Source organism: Clostridium sp., assembly GCF_018372875.1.
In the GTDB taxonomy this organism is placed as follows: Bacteria; Bacillota; Clostridia; order Clostridiales; family Clostridiaceae; genus Clostridium.
In genome coordinates this window covers 1-25,166 of the sequence record NZ_JAHAIF010000027.1, presented here as the reverse complement: position 1 = coordinate 25,166, position 25,166 = coordinate 1, and the positions used below count along the sequence as shown (strand labels likewise).

Below are 25,166 nucleotides of genomic sequence, written 5' to 3'. Positions count from 1 at the left end.
GCATATATAACAATAAAAAAACGACAAAACATATAAAAAAATGAAAAATTTCAAGCTGTAAATAGGTGCTAAAAGGAGATTTTATAGGGGGACTTTTACACACGTGAAATGGCTCTATTTCATTGACTGCGGGGGTTTTAGATTGCTATACTTTAGGTACAAGGAAGAAATCTTTTCGAAAAGAAATAGAATTGTATTTTACATTTCTAAAAACTAATGAGGTTGTAGTATGAGAAAGAGTGGAATAATATTACCAATATTTTCATTACCTTCAAACTATGGAATAGGAACCTTTGGAAAGGAAGCATATAGGTTTGTAGATTTTCTTGAGAAAGCTCAAGTAAGTTATTGGCAAATACTACCTGTTGGGCCTACTAGTTATGGAGATTCACCATATCAATCTTTTTCAACCTTTGCTGGAAATCCTTACTTTATTGATTTGGATATGTTAGTAGAAGATAAATTATTAAAACAAGAAGAAATCAAAGAGTATGATTTCGGTAATGATGAAAATGATATAGATTATGGAACAATGTACAAAAATAGATACAAGGTTTTAAAGTTATCTCATGAAAGAGCTAAAGTAGACCTTAAAAAAGAATTAGAAGATTTTAATAAGGTTAATAAAGATTGGATATATGATTATGCCTTATTTATGGCAATTAAAGATTATAAAGATGGAGCACCATGGAAAGAGTGGGACAAGGATATAAGATTTAGAAAGCCAGAAGCTATAGTAAAATATTCAAACTTATTAAAAGATGAAATTGATTTTTATATGTTTTTACAATATATGTTTAGTTCTCAATGGAAAGAGTTAAAGAAATATGCAAATGATAAAGGCATTAAGATAATAGGGGATATTCCCATATATGTAGCAGAAGATAGTGCAGATATATGGTCTAATCCAGAAATATTTATGCTAAATGAAGAGTTAATACCTAAAGAGGTTTCAGGATGTCCGCCAGATGCTTTTTCTGATACAGGGCAACTTTGGGGAAATCCAATTTACAATTGGAAGGAACTAAAGAACAAAAATTATAAATGGTGGGTTGAAAGAATAAAGTCTTCATTAGAAATATTTGATGTAATAAGAATAGATCATTTTAGGGGATTTGAAAGTTATTGGTCAATTCCTTATGAAGATGAAACTGCTATAAATGGCAAGTGGGAAAAAGGACCTGGAAAAGATCTTTTTGATGCCATAAAAAATGAACTTGGAGAGATAGATGTTATAGCAGAGGATTTAGGATATATAACTCCAGAGGTAAGAGAACTATTAGATTATTGTGGTTATCCAGGAATGAAGGTACTTCAATTTGCATTTGATCCCAAAGGAGATAGTGAATATCTACCACATAATTATGAAAAGAATGTTGTTGTTTATACTGGTACTCATGATAACGATACAATAAAAGGGTGGTTTAATTCCCTTAGTAAAGAGGAAAAAGAGTTTTGTAAAAGTTATACAGGAATGAAAGATGAGAATGATAACTGGAAATTTATAAAGCTTGCAATATCAAGTGTAGCCAATATAGCTATATTACAAATGCAAGACCTTTTAAATCTAGGGAAAGAAGCAAGAATAAATATTCCATCAACATTAGGTACTAACTGGAGATGGAGAATGAGCAAAAACGACCTTACTGATGAACTGGCAGAGAAGTTAAAAGAACTAAACAAGCTATATAGAAGAATTTAATAAAGGAGTAAGTTTAGATGCAAGTAAATACATTAGTAGATAAAATAAAGAATAATCTTATGAGAGATTATGGGAAAGAAGCTAAAGATGCTTCTATTCATGAAATGCATAACGTTGTAGCACAAGTGGTAATTTCTCAAATAGCAGATAGATGGAATGAAGCAAATAAAAACTTTTATAAAAACAGACATGCTTACTATTTATCAGCAGAATTTTTAATGGGGAGAGCAGTCCAAAATAACTTAATATGCATTGGAATTTTTGATGAAGTTAAAGATGCATTAAATGAAATTGGGTTTGATATAAATCAGTTTGAAGAGATTGAAGATATGGCATTAGGAAATGGTGGACTTGGAAGATTAGCAGCATGTTTCTTAGACAGTGCAGCAACTTGTGATATACCTTTAAATGGATATGGAATTAGGTATAAATTTGGTTTGTTTAAACAAGCTATAGAGGATGGTTTCCAAAAAGAATATGCAGACAATTGGACTGCTTTTGGTGACGAATGGAGTTTAAGAAGATTTGAGGACAGTGTTAAAGTTAAATTTGATGATATGGAAGTTGTAGCTGTGCCATATGATATGCCTATTATAGGATATGGAACAGAAAATATAGGTACATTAAGACTTTGGCAAAGTGAAGCTGTAAACGAATTCGATTTTGAACTATTTAATAATTGTGAATATGATGAGGCTATAAAAGAAAAGACAGAAGCTGAAAATATATCAGCAGGATTATATCCAAATGATAATACAGAAGCAGGAAAGGTATTACGTTATAGACAACAATATTTCTTTACTAGTGCATCAATTCAAGATTTATTAAAGAAGTATAAAGAAGAGTATGGCACTGATTTTTCAAAATTGGTAGAACTAAATTCTATTCAATTAAATGATACACATCCAGTAGTTGCTATACCTGAGTTTATAAGAGTTATGACTACTGAAAATAATGTTAGTTTTGATGAAGCTTTTAAAATGGCTAAGGAAATATTTAATTATACAAACCATACAGTAATGGCTGAAGCTTTAGAGAAATGGAATATTGAATTAGTACAAAAATATACACCAGAAGTTTTCACAGTAATTGAAGAAATCAATAAGAGGTTAGTAAAAGAGCTTAAAAAGCTAAAGGTTAAGAAAAAAGATATAGCAAAATATGAAATTATATCAGACGGACAAGTTCATATGGCTAGAATGGCTACTTATATAGGAAAGTATGTTAATGGAGTAGCAGAAATACACAGTGAAATATTAAAAAAGGATACTTTAAAAGAATGGTATGAACTATATCCAGATAAGTTCCAAAATAAAACTAATGGTATTACTCAAAGAAGATGGTTAGCATGTTGTAATCCAGAGTTAACTGAACTATTAACAAGACTTGTAGGAGACGATAGTTTTTTGAAAGACTTGGATAAGTTAAAAAATATAGAAAGATATGCTAATGATGATGGTGTAATTAAAGAATACATCGAAATAAAGAAGAAGAAAAAACGTCAACTTATTGAGTATATAGAGAAACATGAAGGTATTAGATTAGAAGAGCATTTCATATTTGATATTCAAATAAAGAGATTACATGAATATAAGAGACAGTTTATGAATGCACTATCAATTTTAGATATTTATTATAGGTTAAAGGCTGGAGAAATAAAAGATTTTACACCAACAGCATTTATATTTGGTGCAAAGGCAGCTCCAGGGTATGCAAGGGCAAAAGCTATTATTAAGCTAATAAATGAAATATCTAACCTTGTAAATAATGATCCGGAAACAAATGATAGATTAAAAGTTGTTTTTGTTCAAAACTATAATGTGTCTTATGCAGAAAAGTTAATACCAGGTGCAAATGTTTCAGAACAAATATCAACTGCAGGTACAGAAGCCTCAGGTACTGGTAACATGAAATTCATGTTAAATGGAGCTGTTACTTTAGGTACTTATGATGGAGCCAATATTGAAATTGTTAGAGAAGCAGGAGAGGAAAATAACTATATATTTGGTGCAAGAGAAGAAGAAATCTTGGCAATAAAAGATAGTTACGACCCAAAAGAAATCTATGAAAATGATGAACACATTAAGAAGGTTATTGATTCTTTAGTGGATGGAACTTTTGATGATGGAATGGAAGACGAAGAAGGAGCTATAGAGGGAAGCTTCTTTGAATTATACAATTCATTATTAGAAGGAACAAGCTGGCACAAGCCTGATCACTACTTCATACTTCAAGATTTTAATAGATATTTTGAGGCTAGAATGAAGTTGAATAAAGAGTTTAAAGATGAAATAAGCTTTGCTAGAAAATGTTTCATAAATACTGCCAATGCTGGATTTTTTAGTTCAGATAGAACTATAAGAGAATATGCAAAAGATATTTGGAGAATTTAAATTAAAGAGGTAAGTTATTAAAAGTTATATAACTTAAAAAAGGGATGGAGGAGATTAATTATGAAGAAAAAGAAACTTATATCAGCTTTATTACTAGGTTGTATGGCATTTAGCCTTACTGCATGTGGTGGATCTGGAGATGATTCTAAGAAAGATGAAGCAGCTACTATTTCAGTTCAAGTAGAAGAAGCATGGCTTCCTTATTATGAACAAGTTAAAGAAAGAGTAATGAAAGAACATCCAAATGCTACTATTAATTTTATTACAGTAGGTGCATTCGATCATTTAGATGTTATAGATAAGACTGATGTAACTAATAAAGATGTAGCTGATGTTTTTGCATTATCAGCTGATAGACTTTATGACCTAGCTAATAAAAACGTTTTAGCTCCAATGGATGCTAAGGCTATGGCTGAAGAAGTTGGAGGATTTAAAGATTATGACGCAGGTTTAGGTGGAAATCTTAAAATAGGTGATGAATATTTAGCTTTCCCTTATAATATAGAAACATTAGTGGCTTATGTAAATAAGGGAAATGCAGAAAAAGCAGGAATAGATTTAACTAAGAATATAGAATTTAATGATTTAGCATTTGGTAAGATGGTAGTTCCAGTTCATGATGCTTGGTATGGAGTAGGATTTACAAATTCAGCATCATTTGAATTATTATCAAAGAATGGAGATAAATTAACTACAGATGCTACTAAGGAATGGAAGGACTTAACTGCAGACCAACAAAAGTTATTTGAATCTCTATACAATTACTGGAAGCCTAATTATGATAATAAAACAGACCTTTGGGATAAAGATGCAGCTTCTGGTTACTTAGATGCTCAATTCTCAGCTGATGGTGGAGCAGCTATCAGAATAGATGGTCCTTGGGCAACTACAGGATTATCTGATAAGGTTGGAGCAGATAATCTAGAAGTATTACCACTTTCTCAAATTACTGTAAATGGTAAGGCACTTAGCCACTGGAAAGGTGGATGGGGTCTTGGAATAAATGCTAGATGTGAAGAAAACGAAGCTCAAATGGCTCTAGCTGAAGACTTTATTAAAGAAATTGTTAACCCAGAATATGCTAAAGATTTATTTAACTCTACTGGTAAGATCTTAGAAAATGTTGAGCCATCAGCTTATGATGGAATTGGTGGAATGAATGAAAAGGTTATAGAAGCAACTTATGCTTCATATGAAGCATCTATCAATAGACCATTATTCTTAGAATATGGTAAGGTTTGGGACTCATGGCAAAATGCATTATTATCTTGGTCAGCTCAAAAGCCAGCTAATGCAGAAGAAGCTTACAAACAAGTTAAGGCTTCATTAGATGCTATGATGGGAACTATGAAATAAATAGTAACTAGTAAATAGAAAAGGAGACTGGTTCTCCTTTTCTAACAATTAAGGAGGGAGCAGATGAAAGCGACAGTTAAGATGAGTAAAAAGACATTTTATTTAATAGTAGGATTGTGTGCAGTGATTATTATGATGAATTCCATTGAGAGTTTTATTAAAGCAAAAGATACAGGTTTATTTGAAGCATGGCTGCAAAATCCAAAGCTAAATATAGATAGAAGTCAGACGACAAATGAAATGTATTCAATATATTTGACATCATGTTTATCTGTTTTCTTTATAAGAATAATAACCCCCATAGCACTAAGTTTAAATAGTTATTTCTCTCTTGTAAAAACAGGAGTTAATAAGCTGTTCGTAGCTATATGGATGGTATTAACTATAGGATTATTTTTCTTTACAACTCTTGGAGAAACATACTTTTCAATATTTTTTATAATAAGTGTAATTTGCCATATAGGATTACTATGTGTACTAATTTATTTATGGAAAGATATAAACAAAAGATTATACATACTACACAAAAACGCAGTAAGCATAAAGGGGGAAGAGAAATTTGAATAGGTTCAACAAATTTGTATATGATAATTTAGATTATGAATATAAAAGAAAGAATCTTTATTTATATGAAGTAGCTGATCTTCAAGAAAAGATTAAAAATGCAAATGAATCAGAAAAGGTAGAATTAAAAAATAAATTAAAAGAATTAAAAAAAAATAAAAAAGATCATCAATATAATAAAGCACTTGCTGAATTTAAAAATAGGGAAAAGTTATTTTTAAAGGAGCTTGATGAAAAAGTAAAATCCTATCAATTAACTAATGGTACAAGCAATAAAAAAGTAAATGGACTTGAAATAAGACATTTCAAAGCAAAAGAAAAGTTGGGATTTTATGAAAAATACATTAATCTAACATACGATGCTGAGCTGATTTATGAACAAAGCAAGGTGGAAATAATACAAATACCACCAGTAATTGAATTTGCTAAAGATAGCAAAAAAGAACTAGATAAGGCACAAAAGGCTTTATCAGAACTATCAGATGATGATAATAAGAAGTTCCAAGAGGAATTTAATAAATTTAAAGAAAAAGAAAATAGAATTTTAAAAGAAGATATTAAAATAGTTAAATCTAGACATAGTGAAGGCCTAATTTCAGAAAAAGCTGAAGGTGAGGCTATTAGAAGATTAAAGAGAAGTAAAAAAGATAGAATTTTAGTTAAATCTTTTGAGTCTAAAAAAACTTACTACAATGAAATTGTTAAAAATAAGAAGCATGAGTTAAGTAAGACTCTTAAGCAAAAAATTAATACTGTAAATATAAATGTTGCAGATATTAGAAGAACAGTTCCTGTAGAAGTTGATAAAACTATACCAATAGTTTCTTATCTTACTGTTTTAATACCAGGACTTGGACAATTAATTAATAAACAATATATAAAATCGATAATAATGTTCTTAGCAACAATATATATATATTTAATTGCAATTCCTTACTCACTTGGATTTGGTAATTATAAGGGTGAGGGTATAGCAGGACTGATAACACTTGCTAAAGGTGCAGGAAAACTTGATAGATCCATTATCTTTATGGTGGAGGGGATAGTTGCAATTGCATTCTTAGTTATTGCTTTGGTTCTGTTAGTTCTTTCCTTCAAGGATGTAAATAAGGTTGAAAAGGAAGAAATTAAAGGTGCTAGAGTAAGATCATGGTGTGAAACTAGACAAAGTCTTTCAGAAGATGGACTACCTTATCTAGTATCAATGCCTGCATTAGTTATAATTATTTTCATAGTATTTATACCAATAGTAACAACAATTTTGCTTTCAATAACCGGTATGGATCCAGAACATCAAGCAAAATTTAGTTGGGATATAATTAGTAATTACAAGATGATTGCTCTTGGTGAAGGAATGGCAGGATCAATATTCTGGAAGATTCTTGGATGGACAATTATATGGACATTAGGCGCAACTACTCTTGCTATATTTATTGGTTTTGCATTAGCATTACTTTTAAATAATGAAAGAATAAAAGGTAAGACCTTCTTTAGGTCAGTATATTTATTACCATGGGCTGTGCCAGCATTTATTACTATATTATTCTTTAGTATATTATCTTCTCCAAATGGAGTTTTAACTGAAATGTTAAGAGGTGTCTTTGGAGAGGGGTTACAAATTAAGAATGATCCATTTGTATCAAAGGTAGTTCTTATTTGTATACAAGGTTGGCTTGGAAGTTCATATATTTTCTTACTTGCAACTGGAGTGCTTCAATCTATAAATAAAGATTTATATGAAGCAGCTGATATCGATGGAGCCTCTGCATTTAAGAAATTAATAAAGATAACAATTCCATTAGTTTTATTCCAAACAGCTCCACTTTTAGTTGGACAATATACATTTAATTTTAATAACTTCTCTAATATATACCTATTTAATAGTGGTGGACCGTTTAATCCAGTAGTTTACGGAAACTTGGCTGGTGAAACAGATATCTTAATATCTTAATATCTTATATATATAAGCTTACTATAGAAAACCAATATCAAGCATTAGGTGCAGCAATTACTGTAATAATTTCAATTGCATTGATGGTTATAGCTTATATAGGATATAGAAACACCGATGCATTTAGAAAGGAGAAGTAATTATGAAGATATTTAAAAAGAAAAAGAATGATTTATATTTGTCAGATAGACCGCCTCTTACTCCTTTAGGGAAATTAGGATTAGGAATAACTTATGCAATATTAATTACATGGGCATGTATAGTTCTATGGCCAATAGCACAAATAATTATTTCATCCTTTAATGGCAAACAAGGAAAATATTTAATACTAAATGATGGATTTGAATTTAGCTTAAAGCACTTTGATTATTTATTTAATAATACTTTATATTTAAAGTGGATGGGGAATACACTTTTTATAGGAATAGCCACTGCAATATTAACAGTTGTAGTAATTTCATTTACAGGATATGCATATTCAAGATATAGATTTAAAGGTAAAAAAGTTTCTCTTATGGTAATAATGCTTGTTCAAACAATACCAACATTTGTAGGTATAACAGCATATTTTACAATGTACTCTATAATTTCTGATATTACTCCTGTATTTACGCGTCAAATGATGTTAGTTTTAATATATACAGGTGGTGGAATTGCAAGTAATACCTTTATTTTAAAAGGATATTTGGATTCTATTTCAACAGAGCTTGATGATGCGGCAAAGATTGATGGATGTTCAGGAATGCAAATATATAGACTTATAATTATGCCAATAGCAAAACCTATGCTTGCAATAACAGCTTTATGGTCATTTATTGGACCATTCATGGACTTCTTATTACCTAAGGTATTATTAACAACACCAGCAGATTATACATTAGCAGCAGGGTTATTTACTCTAGTTAATGATGTTAGAAATATGAATGAACCAGCATTTGCAGCTGGAGGGTTACTTACAGCAATTCCAATTGTAATATTATTCTTAGTACTTCAAAAACAATTGGTAGCAGGTCTTTCAAATGGTGCAACAAAAGGATAGGAGAGGTGAACAATGAAGGTAACATTAAATAATATTGGGAAAAAGTATGAAAGTAGAGAAGATTTTACATTAAGAAATATAAATTTAGAAATTGAAGATAAAGATTTTTGTGTAATACTTGGACCGTCAGGTTGTGGTAAAACTACATTACTACGTATGATAGCTGGATTAAACTCTGTTACAGAGGGAGATCTAGTATTTGATGATAAAAGAGTAAATAAGGTAGCTTCGAAGGATAGAGATATTGCAATGGTATTCCAAAGTTATGCCCTTTACCCACATATGACTGTTTATGATAATATGGCATTCTCTTTAAGTATGAGAAAAGAAAGAAAAAATATTATAAATGATCGTGTAACAGAAGCAGCAAGATTACTACAAATTGAAGAGTATTTACACTGCAAGCCATCTGATATATCTGGTGGACAAAGACAGCGTGTTGCTTTAGGTAGAGCTATTGTTAGAAAGCCAAAGGTATTCTTAATGGATGAACCACTTTCTAACCTAGATGCAAAGCTAAGAGAACATATGAGAGTAGAGCTTGTTAGAATTCATAAGCAAATGGAAACAACAACTATCTATGTTACTCATGATCAAGTAGAAGCTATGACAATGGCAACAAAAATAGTTCTTATGAATGATGGTAAAATACAACAAGTAGGTAAGCCAACTGAATTCTATGAAAAACCTCAAAATATGTTTGTTGCAAAATTTATAGGATCACCTACTATCAACATGGTAAAAGGAAAAATGGTAAAAGGACAATTTGTTTCTGAAGACAATATAATAAAAATTACACCAAATGAAGTAGATGGAAAAGCCTTAAAAGCTTATGAAGGAAAAGAGGTATTCCTTGGAATTCGTTCTGAAAGATTCTTAAGTGGAGAATGTGATGAACAGTTTGAAGGTATAATAGATGTTATCGAAGTCCTTGGTAAAGAAAAAACTTTATTTGTAAAACTTAATAGCGGAAAAGATTTAGTGATAACAGTACCAGGCCATTATAAATATGAAGTTGGAGAAAAGCATGTATTTGGGTTAGATTCAGAAGCCATTCATTTCTTTGATGCTGAAACTCAAAATAGAATTAATTAAATTCTAGTAATTGACAAAAAGTTCAATGAGGAATACAATATCTTTAACTTAATATTTGCATAACGAAGATTTACATTTTATATGTATTTCGGAGTATAAGATATGAAAAGCTAAGATAAGAAGAAGTAGTAATTAGGAAATCTAACAGAAAGTAACCGGATGATGAGAGGTGCAAGAAAAACTAATTATGAATACATCTTTGAGCTTCACACCGAATGATATTTAATTTAGTAGGCTGTTGACGGATCCCTGCACACGTTATAGTGCTAGAGTATTACCAATTATATGGAGTACTTGAAGAGGTAGGCAATGTAAGTTGTCTATAAACTTAAGGTGGTAACGCGAAGATTTAATCTCTCGTCCTTTTGATATAAAGGACGAGGGATTTTTTATTTTCATTTAATTTATTATCTTATTTGAAAATTATCTTTAAAGAGCATTTCAAAGTCTTATAGATTTTGCTTATATTAAAATTTTAATATAAGGAGAGTTTAAAATGGTTAAAACAGTTGAGGAGCAAATGAAGATTATAAAGAAGGGAGTAGACAAGATAGTTAATGAGGAAGAGCTTATGAATAAATTAGTTAGAGCTAGTAAGAATAATGAATCATTAACTATAAAATTAGGATTAGATCCTAGTGCACCAGATATACACTTAGGTCATGCAGTTGTTCTTAGAAAGATAAAACAAATGCAAGATTTAGGGCATAAGGCTGTAATTGTAATTGGTGACTTTACTGGAAAGATTGGAGATCCAACAGGAAAAGCTAAGGGAAGAAAAGCTTTATCAGAAGAGGAAGTTCAAAGAAATGCACAAACTTATAAGGAACAGATTTTTAAGGTTTTAGATGTAGATAAAACCGAAGTGAGATTTAATAGTAAATGGTTAGGTAAAATAACTTTTGATAAAGTTATTGAACTAGCATCTACAATAACAGTTGCACGTATGTTAGAGAGAGATGATTTTCAAAATAGATACAAAAATAATATTCCTATAGGTGTTCATGAGTTTTTTTACCCTTTAATGCAAGCATATGATTCAGTAGAATTAAAAGCTGATATAGAGTTAGGAGGAACTGATCAAACATTTAATATTTTAATGGGAAGAACATTACAAAAATATATGGGTCAAGAGTCACAGATTGCTATGTTTATGCCTATATTAGAAGGATTAGATGGAATTGAAAAAATGAGTAAAAGTTTGGGAAATTACATTGGAGTGAATGAACCTGCTAATATAATGTTTAAAAAAGTTATGGAAATTCCAGATGGATTAATTATAAAGTACTTTGAGCTAGCAACTGATGTTCATCCAGATGAAATAGATAGAATAAAGAAAGATTTAGATAGAGGTAAAAATCCAAGAGATATAAAATTTGAATTAGCTAAGATAATAACAGGCTTATATCATTCAGAGTTAGAGGTTAAAGAGGCTATTGAGTTTTATGATTTAGCATTTAGCAAAAAGGATATACCAGATAATATACCTGAGATAGAATCAGAAAGTAATATATTAACGAATTTGATTCCTATATTAGTGCAGAATAATATTATATCTAGCAAAAGTGAATTTAAACGACTTATTGCACAAGGTGGAGTAAGAGTGAATCAAGAGAAATTAAATGATATAGATTTTAAGTTAATTAATAACGATGTAATTAAAATAGGAAAGAAAAAATTCATTAGGGTGAAGATAAAATAGAGGATATGCCTAAATGGCATATCCCTTATTTGTATGATTTAATTACTCCACATGCTAACTTTTTGCCAGAATTACCTGCAGGTTGACTTTTTAGGTCATCTGGATTTTCATGTAATATAAAAGATTTTCCAAGGACATCATTAACTGAAAAATAAGTTGTATAAACAGATAAGATACCTACTCCATTAGATGATAATATAGGGGGAAGATCTCCTGCATGGAAAGGATGAGGAGAGTTAGTTGGGTTATCATGGCTACCTGTGCAAGGGAAAGGATTATCAGCTGTACCAAGGCAACAATCACCCTTTTCATGAATATGAAATCCATGAAATCTTACTTCCTTTCCTTCAGAATTTTTCATAGGTATACCTGTAATATAAGCTTGAATATAGACTCCATTTTCTACTTGAAATAAGAAAATCTTACCTCGTATATTTGGAGCTAAAACACCTCCTTCTAAATTAGCAAAAGCATTAGGTTTAGTAGGATTATAAGATTTAAAAATTGAATTTATAGACAAATTTAAATTGTCCAATATTAATACTCCTTAAAAAATTAATATATAAATAACTTATGATAATAAAGAAATTTAAGTGATATAATATCATTATTAAAAGCTAAGGAGAAAATTATGAAGATATATAAGTTTAATGCTGAAATAAAAAAACATGAAGGAAAAGATGCAACATATATAGAAGTTCCAATAGATGTAGAAAAAGAGTTTGGTTGTAAAAGAGTGAAGGTTAAAGCAAAATTTAATGGTGAAGAATATAGTGGCTCAATAGTGAAGATGGGGCTACCGTGTTATATCATTGGTATAACCAAAGAAATAAGGAATAAGATAGAAAAAACTTATGGTGATATCATAGAGGTGGAAATTAAGAAGGATGAAGAAGAGAGAGTAGTGGAAGTTCCTAAGGAGTTTTCTAATTTATTAGATAATAATATAGAGGCAAAAGAATTTTATGAAAGTTTATCTTACTCTAATAAGAGGAAATACATTCAGTGGATAACATCTGCAAAGAAAGAAGAAACAAAAATAAAAAGAATGGATGAGGCAATAATAAAACTTAAAGATAAAATTAAAATTAAATAGGGGTGTTTACTTTGGATAAATTTAATTCAGCAGATGAGATAAAAAAGTCAATTAATTCTAATAGAATGATGGTTATTTATTTTTCTGGAGATTCATGTGGAGCTTGCAAAGTAATAAAAGTTAAAATAGAACATATATTAAAAAAATATCCTAATATAAAATCTTGTGAAATAAATGGAGAAGAACATTTAGATATAGCTGCATTCTATGGGATATTTTCTATACCTGTATTCTTATTGTTTATAGATGGAAAAGAATATATAAGAGTTGGTAGAAATTTAGATTTATTAAAATTAGAGAGAGATATGAATCGTTATTACAATATGATTTTTTAATTTTAGGAAACAAAAAAATAGGTAGGAATAATGGGGAGCCTACCTATTTTGGGGGTACTTATAACTGCATATAAACCTATATTTAGTTATAAACTATTTCGGCACAAATATTAAGTATGTAGAGTTGATAATATAATAGGGTGTAATCAACTCTTAACTGTATTTAAATTATATAATGAATACATGATTTGTTAAAGTGCTCAAAATTATACAAAAAGGTATTCATTTTTAATGAAGAATATATGATATTACCTAAAAGTAAGGTATAATAAGAAGTAAAATCAATATTTAGTAATTGATGGTTTGTACTTAAGATAGAGGGGATAAAAATGTATAGAGTACTTATAGTAGATGAACGCTTTAAAAGACAAGAGGATAACTATATACATTTAGATTGGGAAAAGTATGATCTAAGTGTATGTGATAAAGTAGTGACTAAAGATGCATATGAAGCTATAAAATTTCATAATCCTGACATTATTATATTAAATAATAATGCTTATGAAGAAATTTTAGGAGTATTAAATAAAACAGGTGATGGTTCTATAAATTCAGAATTTATCATTGTAAGCTCATATGAAAATATTCAGCTTATAAACCAAAGATATAATGGCAAGAAATTATATTTTTTATTTAATCCATGTAATAGTCTTAATATTATTAAAGAAGTATTAATAGTGAAAAAAGATTTAGAGGATAAAAATAATGAAGATAATATAAGTGTATTTAGAAAGAATATACCTATAGTTAAGGAAAGTATTTTAAGAGAAATGCTTCATGGAAACATTGATGATTTCAATGGAATAATGGAGATTATAAAATTGTATACAATTAATATTATAAAATCCCCAATAGTAACTACCATTATAGATATTGATGATGAGTTTGAAAAGAATAAACTAAATGAAACATTAGATACCTTAAAGGATTATATATATAGACAGTTTTCAAGCTATAAGCATTATGAAGTAGTAAAAGATAAGAATGTTCTTTTGTTAGTTGTGTGTATTGAAGATGGAATAACCTATGATGAAATACTAAATGATTGTAAATTGATAAAAGATAAGATTAAGATATACTTTGATACTTCAGTAACTATGGCTGTAGGAAAAATATTTAATTCATTAAGCGAACTATCCAAATCATATAAATCAGCAAAATCAGTTTTGGAATTTAAAATGATTTATGGAGATGGACAAATAATAAGTACAAAAAACGTAAGAACTTATTTGGCTGAATTAGATTTCTATCCTGTAGATGAAACTAAGGATATAATAGATTCATTTAAAGCAAATGATGAGGAAGGAATTTATAAGAATGTAGATAGATTTTATTCCTCTCTTATAAATAATGGAGCTTTAAGTAAAATTCATATACAAGAGGCTACAAATAGATTATTAGGAACTATATGTAAGAAGTGTCTTGGAAATAGTAGTATAAAGTCAAAATACTATAATAAGATAATAGTATATGAGAGAATATTGAAGTGTAATACTATAGATAAAATAAAGTGTGAAGTTAATGGATTTTTAAAAGAAATCAAAAGGCAGACAAGTTTCCATACTGATAATGAATTAATTAAATCAGTAATTTTATATATAGATAAAAATTATAGTGATACTGAATTATCTTTAGCTAAGGTGGCAGATGAAATCTTTATAACACCCGTTTATTTAAGTAAGTTATTTAAACAAGAAACTGGGGTTAACTTTTTGGATTTCGTACATAAAGTTAGAATTGATAAGGCTAAGAACTATTTATTAGACAGCAATATAAAAGTTTATGAAGTAAGTTTATTAGTTGGATACTCTAATGAAAAACATTTTTCAAAGAAATTTAAAAAGTATGTTGGGAAAAGCCCTTCTGAATATAGACAAGATAATGTATAAGTTCTTTATTGAAGTCTATAGAAGAAAAGAAAATTTTGAACAATTAAGACTTATGGGATATTTTTATAAAGAAATAAGTAAAATAATAAGGTTGGAAAAAAATGAGCTGTATCAAAAACTGATACAGCTCATTTTAAAAATGTACTCTAATTAGCCAAAATTTCATTTTTTTATCACTCCACCCTAAGTCCCAAGGAACATCACATCTATCTGTATTGTGACATGTTACTAAAGCATAACCTTTAGAATCTGCACCGCTTACAACAGAAATATGTGTAATATCTCCTTTCTTTTCATAAGCTACAAAATCACCAGGAAGAAGTTTATAGGAGTCTTTATAGACTTTTTCATAGCTTCCTTTAGAAATCAAAGAAGCCCTTCCGCTATAAAGCCAATAAGAGGTGAACTTATCTGCATTAACCCAAGAAGCACTAGGACTTCCTTTATCATAATTCCAAGCGCCATTTTTCTTGAATTTTCCACCCTCATAAAGTATTTGGGAAGCAAAGTTAGCACAGTCCCCGCCTTCAGGATTAAAGTCTCTATAATTTTTATTATATTTAAATTTTGTATCTTCTGTAGAAGCTGCGCCACAGTATTTTTTTGCATATTCTACCGCTGATACTCTTCTCTGATCTAAATTAGAAAAGTCTCTAGCTGGCTGAGAATTTATATATTCCTTGATTGAATCAACTTTTATATTTTCTAATTGTAGCGAATCTGCAAAGGGGTCTGTATACCATTCCTTTGTAATTATCCATTCACCATCCTTTTTAGTAAGTTGGAAGGAATGATATGTTCCAATTTTACAGCTATTTACCTTAAGAGGTTCATCAGGATATATATAATTATATTCAGTATTACATAGTATATAGAAGGAGCATACCTTTTCTCCAACATTTGCTTTTCTAAATACTATTTTAGGTGTAATACTCGTTAATTTTATGCCTTGTTTTTGAGCCCAATTATTAATATATTTTACTTTTCTTTCTTCATATTCATATGCCCATTGTCCATTTTTAGTATTGGTATCATAAAGTGAATGTATAGAATCTAAATCTTCAGTTAATACAGATTTACTTTTTATTAAAAATATATTTTCTACATATTTTTTCATTTCATCTTTTGTTAATTCTGTATCTGCACAAATAGTTTTTGGAAAGTATGTGACTATTGTTGAGCATAGTAATATAAAAGTAATAAGTTTTGCTACAAAATGTTTCATGAATATTCCTCCTCTTTAAGTGTACTATCTATTAGTTCAATACATTTCTTTATATGTTCATCATCAGAAGGAACACCATGAAACCATGGCTTCTCTAAATCATTATTACTAAAATATTTAGCTTTTATTATTATTTCAGGTCTATATTCAAAATGTAAGATGTCAAAGTGGCCCCATTTACCTCCCCACACAAAATTATTATTTTCAAATGCTTCAATAAGCTCCTTTGGATACTCTAATAATCTGGATCTACCTTTTTCAGGTGTGGACCATTTCCAGTAATCCCTAGGATCGCTTTTTAAATCTATTGCTATTCCATAAGAGTGAGCGCTTAATCTACCAGTTCCAGATATTATTCTATAATTATAAGTACCACTAGCAGGATATAATATTGCTCCAATATCATTTCTACTTTGTGCTAATGGCATAACTTCTTTCAAAGCCTGTTCTAAAGAAAAATTTGCATTATTCTTAGAATTGAATTGATAGTTGGTATACCCATATTTTAAGGGCTTTAAGTTCTTTTCTATAGCACTTTTTGAAGAGCCATATACTTCATTCAATAATTCATAATTTCTTATTCTTCCGGGTTCAAAGTTTTTCTCCATAATATTGTCTATTATGTTTAAGGGATAGACTTGTTCTAAGGTATCTTGCAAATCAGCATTTGCTAACTTTTCATCATGTGTTTTTTCTCTTTTGTCATCATATAAGATTTTTTTCCCAGAAGCCATAACGCAATATACCTTATCATTCTCTTTAACAACTCCTTGTACAGACTCTGGGTATGCAATCATAAGCGTTAGTATATCTTGTTTCATAGTTCTTTCATAGTTATTAGATTCATTAGCTTTAGGAATTACATATACATTAGAAAATATTAATAAAAAGCTTAAAATACCTACTAATATCTTTTTCATACGCATAACCACCTTATTAATTTATATAGATATAGGTTATCCAAAGAATTATACCAATATGTACTTAGTTTAATATGAAAAAATAAGCAAAAATGTTTTAAATGTTAATAATAAAACATAGTATAAAGTAGCATAAAATAAATGTTTTTATAGGATATTTATATAATAATTTAAGGAGTCTTGTACATGGAGGGGCATGGTAAGAAAAATAGGAAGAATAAAAGTAAGTTGGTTGTATTTACAATAATAGGTGTTGCTGTAATAGTATACTTAGCTTTTGCAATCTATTTTAAAGATAGATTTTATTTTGGAGCTTCTATTAATAGTATTAGTATCTCTGGAAAAACTGTAAATGAAGTAAAAGGAGAACTTTCATTAGATGGTGAAAATTATTTATTAACAATTAAGGAAAGAGGCGGAATTGAGGAAACAATAAGTGGGAAAGATATTGGTCTATATTTTGATATAAATGAAGAAAAAATTGAAGATATAAAAGGTAAACAAAATCCATTAGGGTGGATAAGGTCTTTATTTTCTAAAGAGGAATATAAAGTAGAAAAATTATTGAAATATGATGAAGAATTATTAGAAAAAAAGATAAATGAATTAAAATGCCTTAACGAAGAAAATATGATAAAACCTAAAAATCCTAATTTAGTATATAGTAATTATAAGTATGATATTATTCCAGAAGATAACGGGAAGTATATAAATAAAGAAGTCCTTTTAAAAAGTATAAGTGATACTATAAATAATCATAAAAAAGAAATAGATTTAGAGAAAGCAGGTTGCTATACAAATCCTAATTACAATTCTAAGTCTAAAGAGGTAACAAATGCTAAAAATACAATGGATAAGTATGTATCTTCAAAAATAACATTAAAGATTTTAGATAAAAGCAAATATATAGACGGAGAAATAATAAGCCAGTGGATAACATTAGATGAAAATTATAATGTTGGCTTAGACAAGACTAAAATAGCATCCTATATAAATAATTTAACTTCTAGTTATAATACAGTAGGTAAAACTAGAAGCTTTAAGGCATCTTCGGGAAATATAGTTAATGTTTCTGGGGGAGATTATGGTAGGAAAATTAATAATACGAGATACGTAGATGAAGTAGTTACTGCAATAAAAAATGGACAAACTGTTACAAAGGAATACAATATTGCTCAAAGTACAATAAATGGAACAAGTTCCGATATTGGAAATACTTATGTAGAGATTAATTTAACAAAACAGCATATATGGTGTTATAATGAGGGAGTTTTAGTGACTGAAGGGGATATTGTAACAGGGAATGTGAGTAAGGGATGGGCAACTCCTCAAGGAGTATATAAGTTAAAGTCTAAAGAAAGAGATAGAGTTTTAAGAGGGCCAGGCTATGCATCACCAGTAACATACTGGATGCCATTTAATGGTGGTATAGGTCTTCATGATGCAACCTGGAGAAATAGTTTTGGAGGAAGTATATATAAAAATAATGGATCTCATGGATGCATAAACCTACCTTATAATGTGGCAAGTGAAATATATAATAGTATAAAGGTTGGGGATCCAATAGTATGTTATTTTGAATAATTTTTCAAGAAAGCTCTTACCTTATTAAGAGTTTTCTTTTTTTGTTTAATAATGATATATTTTTATTGTTAGGGGGGACGGAGATGAATTGTATAAATCATTTTAAAACAATAACATCACATAAGTTATTGGTAATGAAATATTGCTTTAAACTAGGTTTGTATAAACAAGGGGTATTGCATGATTTGTCAAAATATTCTTGGATAGAGTTTTCAGCAGGTATAAAATATTATAAGGGATATGTAAGTCCTAATGGTATTCAAAAGGTAAAAGAAGGATGTTCACCGGCATGGCTTCATCATAAAGGAAGAAATAAACATCATTTCGAATATTGGATAGACTATGGAATAAGAGAAGAAGATGGATTAATGGGAATGAGGATGCCCACAAAGTATGTAGTGGAAATGTTTGTAGATAGAATGTGTGCATCTAAAAATTACTTAAAGGAAAAATATAATGATAGTAGTTCATTAGAATATTATGAAGAAAGAAAAGATAATTATATAATTCATCCTGAAAGCAGAAGGTTATTAGAAGAGCTATTAAAAATGTTAGCTGAAGATGGAGAAGATAAAACCCTTCAGCATATAAAGAAAAAAATACTAGTATAATTAATTTTATATTGATAAAAAATAATAATTTTGATAAGGTCATATATAGCGATATTAGATGTAAGGTGGTAAACATGATTATGAAATATAAAAAAACTGAACTACTTGCACCAGCAGGAAGTTTAGAAAAGTTAAAGATAGCATTTCAATATGGAGCAGATGCTGTTTACTTTGGAGGTAAGGCATTTTCTTTAAGAGCAGCAGCACAAAATTTTTCTTTTGATGATATGAGAGAAGGAGTTAAAATAGCTCATGAATTAGGGAAAAAGATGTATTGTACAATTAATGTAATGCCTAGAAATGAAGAAATAAAAGAGATGATTCCTTATTTAAAAACCCTTGAAGAAATAGGAATTGATGCAGTTTTAGTATCTGATTTAGGTGTTTTATCAGTAGTTAAAAAGCATACAAATCTTCCTATACATATAAGTACACAAGCTAATACAATAAATTATGAAGCTTGTAACATGTGGGAAACACTTGGAGCAGAACGTGTTGTACTAGCAAGAGAATGTTCCTTAAAGGAAATAGAGGATATAAGAGAAAATATATCTGAAGAATTAGAATTAGAAGTGTTTGTTCACGGAGCTATGTGTATATCTTATTCTGGAAGATGTCTACTTTCAAGTTATATGACTGGAAGAGATTCTAATAGAGGATCTTGTGCACAATCTTGTAGATGGAAATATTCATTAGTAGAAGAAAAGAGACCTAATGAGTACTTTCCTATAGAAGAAGATTCTAAGGGAACATATATAATGAACTCAAAGGATTTGTGTATGATAGATCATATTCCTAAATTAATGAATGCTGGAATTTCATCTCTTAAAATAGAAGGAAGAAATAAAAGTGAGTATTATGTGGCTTTAGTTGTAAATGCATATAGAAAGGCTATAGATTTATATTATGAAAATCCAGAAGAATATAAGCTTCCAAAAGAAATTAAAGAAGAGTTATACAAAGTAAGTCATAGAGAATATTATACAGGATTCTTCTTTAATGAACCAAAGAGTGAGGGGTTAATATATAATACAAATTTCCATGTTAGAGATTATGATGTGGTAGCAATTGTTTTAGATTATGATGAAGAAACAGGAATAGCTACATGTAGGCAAAGAAATAAATTCGTACTAGGTGATAAGGTTGAAGTTTTATCCCCTACAGAAATGGGAAAAGAATTTATTGTAAGTGAATTATATAATGAAGATGGAGAAAAAGTAGAAGGATGTCCGCATCCAGGAATGATATGCAAGGTAAAAGTTCCATTTAAGGTAGAAAAAAATACATTTATTAGAAAAGAATTATAGACTAAATTTCGCAGAAAGACAATTATATACAATATAGTTGTCTTTTTTATTAGAATAAAATTATAAATAGTAAATATTGCAAGGTATTAAGAATTTTATATATACAATTGTAGAAAAAAAAACATAAAGTGATAAAATGTAAAGGATAAAATAGAAATTTAAGTTAAATGTACATTGGAAAGTAGGAGAAGAATGTTAGAAACTATCTTGCTAGCTTTTTTAGTTGCGAGAATTAAAAAGCTTAGTATAAAGCCTATTTTTAAAACATGGCATATATATCCCATAGTTATTTTAGAAATTATAAGTGTAGTTGGACAAGTTATGATTTTTAATGAGAACTATCAAATGTTAAGAATAGTATCCTTTTTAAAAACTATATATCTTACATCATATTTATTTCTAGTATTTAAATATGAGATATACAATATAGCACTAATAGGATCTGCTTGCGTATTTGGTGGAGGAATTTTAAATGATGTAGCAATTAAAGCAAATGGTGGGGTTATGCCAGTATTTCCTTCCTTTTCATATATAACTGGATATGTGAAGCCAGAAAGTTTTAATGTTGTAAAGGATATACATGTTTTAGGTAACAGTGCTTCTAAATTTAAAATTTTAACTGACTATATAGACTTAGGATATAGCATTTTAAGTGTAGGAGATATACTTATAAGAGTATTCGTTTTTTTAGTGATTTTCTATTCTATAAAAAAGGCTAATGATAAATATTTGGAGGTGGATATATAATGTTAAGAATAACTTTATTTGAATTCATTTTTAGAGGGATTCCAGAGTTAATACTATTTATTCTAGCAGCATATATTTTTTCAAGAACAAAAATACAAAAAAAAGATTTTATAATAGCGATTTTAGTATCCAATGTAGGGGTATTTTTAATAAGAAACCTTCCTATTGGTTATGGAGTACATACGATTTTAAATATAATTTTTCAAAGTTTAGTAGTAATAAGAGTTTGCAAAATTGACCCTATTAAAACTATAAAAGCGTCAATTTTATCAACTATAATATTATTAGGATCAGAGTTTTTGAATGTAGGTTTACTTAATATTATTTTTAAAGATGATATTACAGTTATGTTTGAGAATATTAAAATAAAGACTATATGTGGATTACCTTCCTTGTTAATTTTTGCTATATGTATACTTTTATATAACTTATATATCAAAAAGAGGGAAAGTAAATGTTTAGCGTAGAGAAATTATGCAAGAGGTTATCAGGTTTTATTTCAAAAGAATTAGATTTTGATAAAGATAAGGAAGCTGTAATTAATTATGGGTTTTTTTCGTTAATCCAGATTTTTATGTCAATAGGGTTGATAGTGGTATTTGGATTAATTTTTGGAGTAATAATAGAAGCTCTTATAGCTTCATTTACAGGGAGTATACTAAGGAAAAGTTCTGGTGGAGTACATTCAGATTCACCTGGAAAGTGTATGGCAATAGGAACAGTGCTATGTATAGGAATAGGGATAATAAGTAAAAAAATAGATGTATCTATAAGCCTTATGATACTTATATGCATATGTATATTTATTTGGTCTTACATAATTATATTTAAATATGCACCTATAGATAGTTCGGCCAAGCCTATAAAGAAAGAAGAAAAGAGAATTAGATTAAAAAGAGCTTCAATAGTGATATTAACTATCTATTTAATAATTATCACTTTAAATATTATATTATTCCACTTAAGTGGGGGGGAGAAATACATAGTATACAGTTTATGTATGTGTTTTTCTATAGTTTGGCAAGTATTCTCGCTAACTAAAAGTGCTCATTATTTATTTGGTAGAAATTAGCTATTGTAAATAAAATTAAAGGTAGGTGAGAAGATGAAAAAGAAAATTTTAATGTCTCTAGCAGCAATATCAACTTTCATAGCTTCAATAGTTGCTACTTCTGCTTGTACATGGTATTTCTATCAACCAGAAGAACCAGAATGTTTAAGAGACAAATAAGTAATACTAAGCGTAATGAGACCTTAATTGGTCTCATTACAACTTTAGAGGTATAAGTGTATGAATAAAGTTAAAAATACAAAAGAAACTCAATTGAGAAATATAATAGATATGATAAAGATAATATCGTTATTATCTTTAGGTATTATACTATGTAAATATTTATATTATAGAAATACAATTTCGCAAGAAAATCCATACGACGTATTTAGTTTAAAAATAGTTTTTTTACCATTACTATTTTTAGTTATTATTTATGTAATATGGATTAGTTCAATCTCTAAAGAGTCTAACAAGTGGTACATCAATATATTAAAGAAATATGAAATGGAGATATATATAATTTTATTTTCAGTTATAATTATATTTTTTGGAGGATATGAGAGTGAATATAAGTTCCTATATTTATTTCTGATTATATCCGCAACTATACAAGAGGGTATGAAAAAAGGTATAAGCGTAGCTGGAATTTCATCATGTATAATCTTGATTATAGATTTAATTATTGGATTTTGCGATAAGGTTAATAATAACTTTGAAAAAGATTTAATTTTGTCAGCTATTTTTATTGTAACTGCTTGGATATTAGGTATATATGTAAGGATAGAACATGAGTATATAGAACATCTAGAAGAGGTAGTAAATAAAGATGGATTAACAGAAGTCTATAATCATAGATTTTTTTATGAGAGTTTAAAGAAAATGATAAGTGAATGTAAAGAAGAAAAGATATCTTTAATATTTTTAGATATTGATTATTTTAAACATTATAATGATTTGTATGGACATCAAAGGGGAGATGAAATATTAAGAGTTATAGCTAATCTTATATCTAATAATGTAAGAGATGGTGATATAGTAGCAAGGTATGGAGGAGAAGAGTTTGCAGTTATATTACCAAATACTACAGAAGAAGAAGGTTTAAAAGTTGCAGAGAAATTGCGTAAAGAAATTGAGTTTACTTATTTTTATGGAGAAGAGAATCAACCAAGTGGCAGAATAACAGTGTCTATAGGGGTATCAGTATATCCTGATAAAGCTAAAGATGATTTAGAATTAATAAAATGTGCAGATGATGCATTGTACAGAGCAAAGTTCTTTTCTAAGAATAGGGTTGAATCATATTCTTCAGTTTTAGATGAAATAACTAAAAATATTGAGGGAAAAGATATAGAACTTGTAACATCAATAAAGACTTTTATTAGTATTATAAATGCTAAAGATAGATATACATATGGACATGTTGAAAGAGTAGTTATATACTGTAGGGCTATTGCAGAAGAATTAAATTTATCTAAAAGTGATAGAGATACTTTAATATATGGTGCTTATATGCATGATATAGGAAAGATTAATATAGATGAAGATATACTTTGTAAGAAAATGAAGCTTTCAGATGATGAATGGATGCAACTTAAAAAGCATCCTGAAAGTGGTGTAAAGATAATAAAGCAAGTTAAAGCGCTTAGGAATGTTATACCATTAATTTTATATCATCATGAAAGGTATGATGGAAAAGGGTATCCTAGTAATTTAAAAGGAGAAGAAATTCCATATCTAGCAAGAATACTTACTATAGCTGATAGTTTTGATGCTATGACAACCAATAGACCATATAATGTACGTAAGAGTTTTAAAGAGGCAGTAGAAGAGTTAAGAAAGTGTAGTGGTACTCAATTTGATAAAGAAATAGTAGAGGTATTTATAAAAGCATTAGGAAAAAGTAATACGTTAATAAAATAAAAAGAACTTTGAATTTTCAAAGTAAAATTCCGTCAGATTTAGGTGTTCAAAAAAATTTACTTATTCACTAAATTGCTTGTGGGGTCATACTATGCAATATAGAAATGCTTAAAGAGGATAGTAATGGAAAAAAATAATAATGACCAAAACCAGAAAAATAATGAGTCCTCAGTTTCTGAGGAAGAACTTTTTAAGCAATTAAATATTTTAAATATTTCGTATGATTCACTATTACTTATTTTAGTTGCAATTATTTTAAATATAGAGTTTGTTAGCGGAGAGCGTGCTAAATTACTAGATCAATTAAACAATACTAACATAAGTGATTCTTTACCAGACTTAAGTAGGATACCTATAATATCAAATGAAATATTCCTTTTAGTTACATCGATTTTTTTATTTATAAATTATGATGCTTATGAAACTTCAATAGAGGATGAGGTTTCTCAAAGAGACCAGATTAAAGCATTTAGAGCGTTTATATCAAGTTTTCTTGTATTAGTTGCAACATCAATTAGTAGAGGAAATCTAGAAGTATAAGAAGGTATTACAAAACTTATTTGTTTTATAATCCCTTCTTTTTTACTGTCTAGGAATTTATAAAATTTTTAAGAAGTGAAAGCTAGATTATATCTAGCTTTCATCTTCGTTATATGGTAAATTAGTTAATCATATA

23 protein-coding genes and 1 other annotated feature are annotated in these 25,166 nt (G+C 28.7%); of the genes, 20 read left to right on the top strand and 3 right to left on the bottom strand.

Features of this window, described 5'->3' with window-relative positions:
• The first annotated feature begins 229 nt into the window (after positions 1-229).
• The 8 genes from malQ to tyrS all read left to right on the top strand — a co-directional run bounded on the left by malQ (position 230) and on the right by tyrS (position 11,802).
• Entirely contained in the window at positions 230-1,702 is a 1,473-nt protein-coding gene (malQ, locus tag KIB46_RS10205; protein ID WP_156561603.1) for a 4-alpha-glucanotransferase, read from the top strand.
• A 17-nt stretch (positions 1,703-1,719) separates the two neighbouring features.
• Complete coding sequence (locus KIB46_RS10200; protein ID WP_291671682.1) at positions 1,720-4,095, top strand: glycogen/starch/alpha-glucan phosphorylase; 2,376 nt, start codon at positions 1,720-1,722, stop codon at positions 4,093-4,095.
• Positions 4,096-4,155: 60 nt separating this feature from the next.
• The gene (locus tag KIB46_RS10195) at positions 4,156-5,451 is read left to right on the top strand and encodes an extracellular solute-binding protein (RefSeq protein WP_291671680.1); all 1,296 of its coding nucleotides are present in this window, start codon (positions 4,156-4,158) and stop codon (positions 5,449-5,451) included.
• Between the two features lie 63 nt (positions 5,452-5,514).
• Positions 5,515-6,018: a hypothetical protein gene (locus KIB46_RS10190; protein WP_156561606.1), complete on the top strand. Its 504-nt coding sequence runs from the start codon at positions 5,515-5,517 to the stop codon at positions 6,016-6,018.
• On the top strand, positions 6,011-7,966 hold the full coding sequence (locus KIB46_RS10185) for an ABC transporter permease subunit (protein WP_291671678.1): 1,956 nt from the start codon (positions 6,011-6,013) through the stop codon (positions 7,964-7,966). Before KIB46_RS10190 ends, KIB46_RS10185 begins: the two co-directional genes overlap by 8 nt.
• Positions 7,967-8,108: 142 nt before the next feature.
• On the top strand, positions 8,109-9,005 hold the full coding sequence (locus tag KIB46_RS10180; protein ID WP_291671676.1) for a sugar ABC transporter permease: 897 nt from the start codon (positions 8,109-8,111) through the stop codon (positions 9,003-9,005).
• 12 nt (positions 9,006-9,017) lie between these two features.
• Positions 9,018-10,100 carry an ABC transporter ATP-binding protein gene (locus KIB46_RS10175; RefSeq protein WP_156561608.1) on the top strand — a complete coding sequence of 361 codons (1,083 nt, stop codon included), beginning with the start codon at positions 9,018-9,020 and terminating at the stop codon, positions 10,098-10,100.
• 103 nt (positions 10,101-10,203) lie between these two features.
• Positions 10,204-10,468 (top strand) — a binding site (T-box leader).
• 128 nt (positions 10,469-10,596) lie between these two features.
• Positions 10,597-11,802: a tyrosine--tRNA ligase gene (gene tyrS, locus KIB46_RS10170; protein WP_291671674.1), complete on the top strand. Its 1,206-nt coding sequence runs from the start codon at positions 10,597-10,599 to the stop codon at positions 11,800-11,802.
• Between the two features lie 25 nt (positions 11,803-11,827).
• On the opposite strand, the gene KIB46_RS10165 is transcribed toward tyrS, so the two are convergent.
• Positions 11,828-12,337: a superoxide dismutase family protein gene (locus KIB46_RS10165; protein ID WP_291671672.1), complete on the bottom strand. Its 510-nt coding sequence runs from the start codon at positions 12,335-12,337 to the stop codon at positions 11,828-11,830.
• Positions 12,338-12,433: 96 nt separating this feature from the next.
• Between KIB46_RS10165 and KIB46_RS10160 the strand changes: the two genes are divergently transcribed.
• The 3 genes from KIB46_RS10160 (at position 12,434) to KIB46_RS10150 (ending at position 15,122) form a co-directional block, all read left to right on the top strand.
• Positions 12,434-12,898 carry a YdeI/OmpD-associated family protein gene (locus tag KIB46_RS10160; RefSeq protein ID WP_156561611.1) on the top strand — a complete coding sequence of 155 codons (465 nt, stop codon included), beginning with the start codon at positions 12,434-12,436 and terminating at the stop codon, positions 12,896-12,898.
• A gap of 2 nt (positions 12,899-12,900) precedes the next feature.
• Positions 12,901-13,233: a thioredoxin family protein gene (locus KIB46_RS10155; protein WP_363290414.1), complete on the top strand. Its 333-nt coding sequence runs from the start codon at positions 12,901-12,903 to the stop codon at positions 13,231-13,233.
• A 329-nt stretch (positions 13,234-13,562) separates the two neighbouring features.
• Positions 13,563-15,122 carry a helix-turn-helix domain-containing protein gene (locus tag KIB46_RS10150; protein WP_156561613.1) on the top strand — a complete coding sequence of 520 codons (1,560 nt, stop codon included), beginning with the start codon at positions 13,563-13,565 and terminating at the stop codon, positions 15,120-15,122.
• A 133-nt stretch (positions 15,123-15,255) separates the two neighbouring features.
• On the opposite strand, the gene KIB46_RS10145 is transcribed toward KIB46_RS10150, so the two are convergent.
• Both KIB46_RS10145 and KIB46_RS10140 read right to left on the bottom strand, forming a co-directional pair.
• Positions 15,256-16,347, bottom strand: a complete 1,092-nt coding sequence (locus KIB46_RS10145; RefSeq protein WP_291671666.1) for an amidase domain-containing protein — start codon at positions 16,345-16,347, stop codon at positions 15,256-15,258.
• On the bottom strand, positions 16,344-17,267 hold the full coding sequence (locus tag KIB46_RS10140; RefSeq protein ID WP_291671664.1) for a M15 family metallopeptidase: 924 nt from the start codon (positions 17,265-17,267) through the stop codon (positions 16,344-16,346). The genes KIB46_RS10145 and KIB46_RS10140 overlap by 4 nt, the downstream gene beginning before the upstream one ends.
• Positions 17,268-17,453: 186 nt before the next feature.
• Between KIB46_RS10140 and KIB46_RS10135 the strand changes: the two genes are divergently transcribed.
• From KIB46_RS10135 to KIB46_RS10095, 9 genes are all read left to right on the top strand, one after another.
• Positions 17,454-18,851 carry a L,D-transpeptidase family protein gene (locus KIB46_RS10135; RefSeq protein WP_156561616.1) on the top strand — a complete coding sequence of 466 codons (1,398 nt, stop codon included), beginning with the start codon at positions 17,454-17,456 and terminating at the stop codon, positions 18,849-18,851.
• An 83-nt stretch (positions 18,852-18,934) separates the two neighbouring features.
• Complete coding sequence (locus KIB46_RS10130) at positions 18,935-19,462, top strand: DUF5662 family protein (RefSeq protein WP_156561617.1); 528 nt, start codon at positions 18,935-18,937, stop codon at positions 19,460-19,462.
• A gap of 80 nt (positions 19,463-19,542) precedes the next feature.
• The gene (locus KIB46_RS10125) at positions 19,543-20,769 is read left to right on the top strand and encodes a U32 family peptidase (RefSeq protein WP_363290413.1); all 1,227 of its coding nucleotides are present in this window, start codon (positions 19,543-19,545) and stop codon (positions 20,767-20,769) included.
• A 192-nt stretch (positions 20,770-20,961) separates the two neighbouring features.
• A complete protein-coding gene (locus KIB46_RS10120; RefSeq protein WP_156561619.1) occupies positions 20,962-21,516 on the top strand; it encodes a DUF5317 family protein in 555 nt (184 codons plus the stop codon).
• A complete protein-coding gene (locus KIB46_RS10115; RefSeq protein WP_156561620.1) occupies positions 21,516-21,983 on the top strand; it encodes a hypothetical protein in 468 nt (155 codons plus the stop codon). The genes KIB46_RS10120 and KIB46_RS10115 overlap by 1 nt, the downstream gene beginning before the upstream one ends.
• Positions 21,971-22,588, top strand: coding sequence for an accessory gene regulator B family protein (locus KIB46_RS10110; protein ID WP_156561621.1), 618 nt, complete (start codon positions 21,971-21,973; stop codon positions 22,586-22,588). The genes KIB46_RS10115 and KIB46_RS10110 overlap by 13 nt, the downstream gene beginning before the upstream one ends.
• A 33-nt stretch (positions 22,589-22,621) precedes the next feature.
• On the top strand, positions 22,622-22,747 hold the full coding sequence (locus KIB46_RS10105) for a cyclic lactone autoinducer peptide (RefSeq protein ID WP_034866511.1): 126 nt from the start codon (positions 22,622-22,624) through the stop codon (positions 22,745-22,747).
• Positions 22,748-22,807: 60 nt separating this feature from the next.
• Positions 22,808-24,490, top strand: a complete 1,683-nt coding sequence (locus tag KIB46_RS10100) for a diguanylate cyclase (protein ID WP_291671656.1) — start codon at positions 22,808-22,810, stop codon at positions 24,488-24,490.
• Between the two features lie 123 nt (positions 24,491-24,613).
• On the top strand, positions 24,614-25,030 hold the full coding sequence (locus KIB46_RS10095) for a hypothetical protein (protein WP_156561623.1): 417 nt from the start codon (positions 24,614-24,616) through the stop codon (positions 25,028-25,030).
• Positions 25,031-25,166 lie beyond the last annotated feature (136 nt).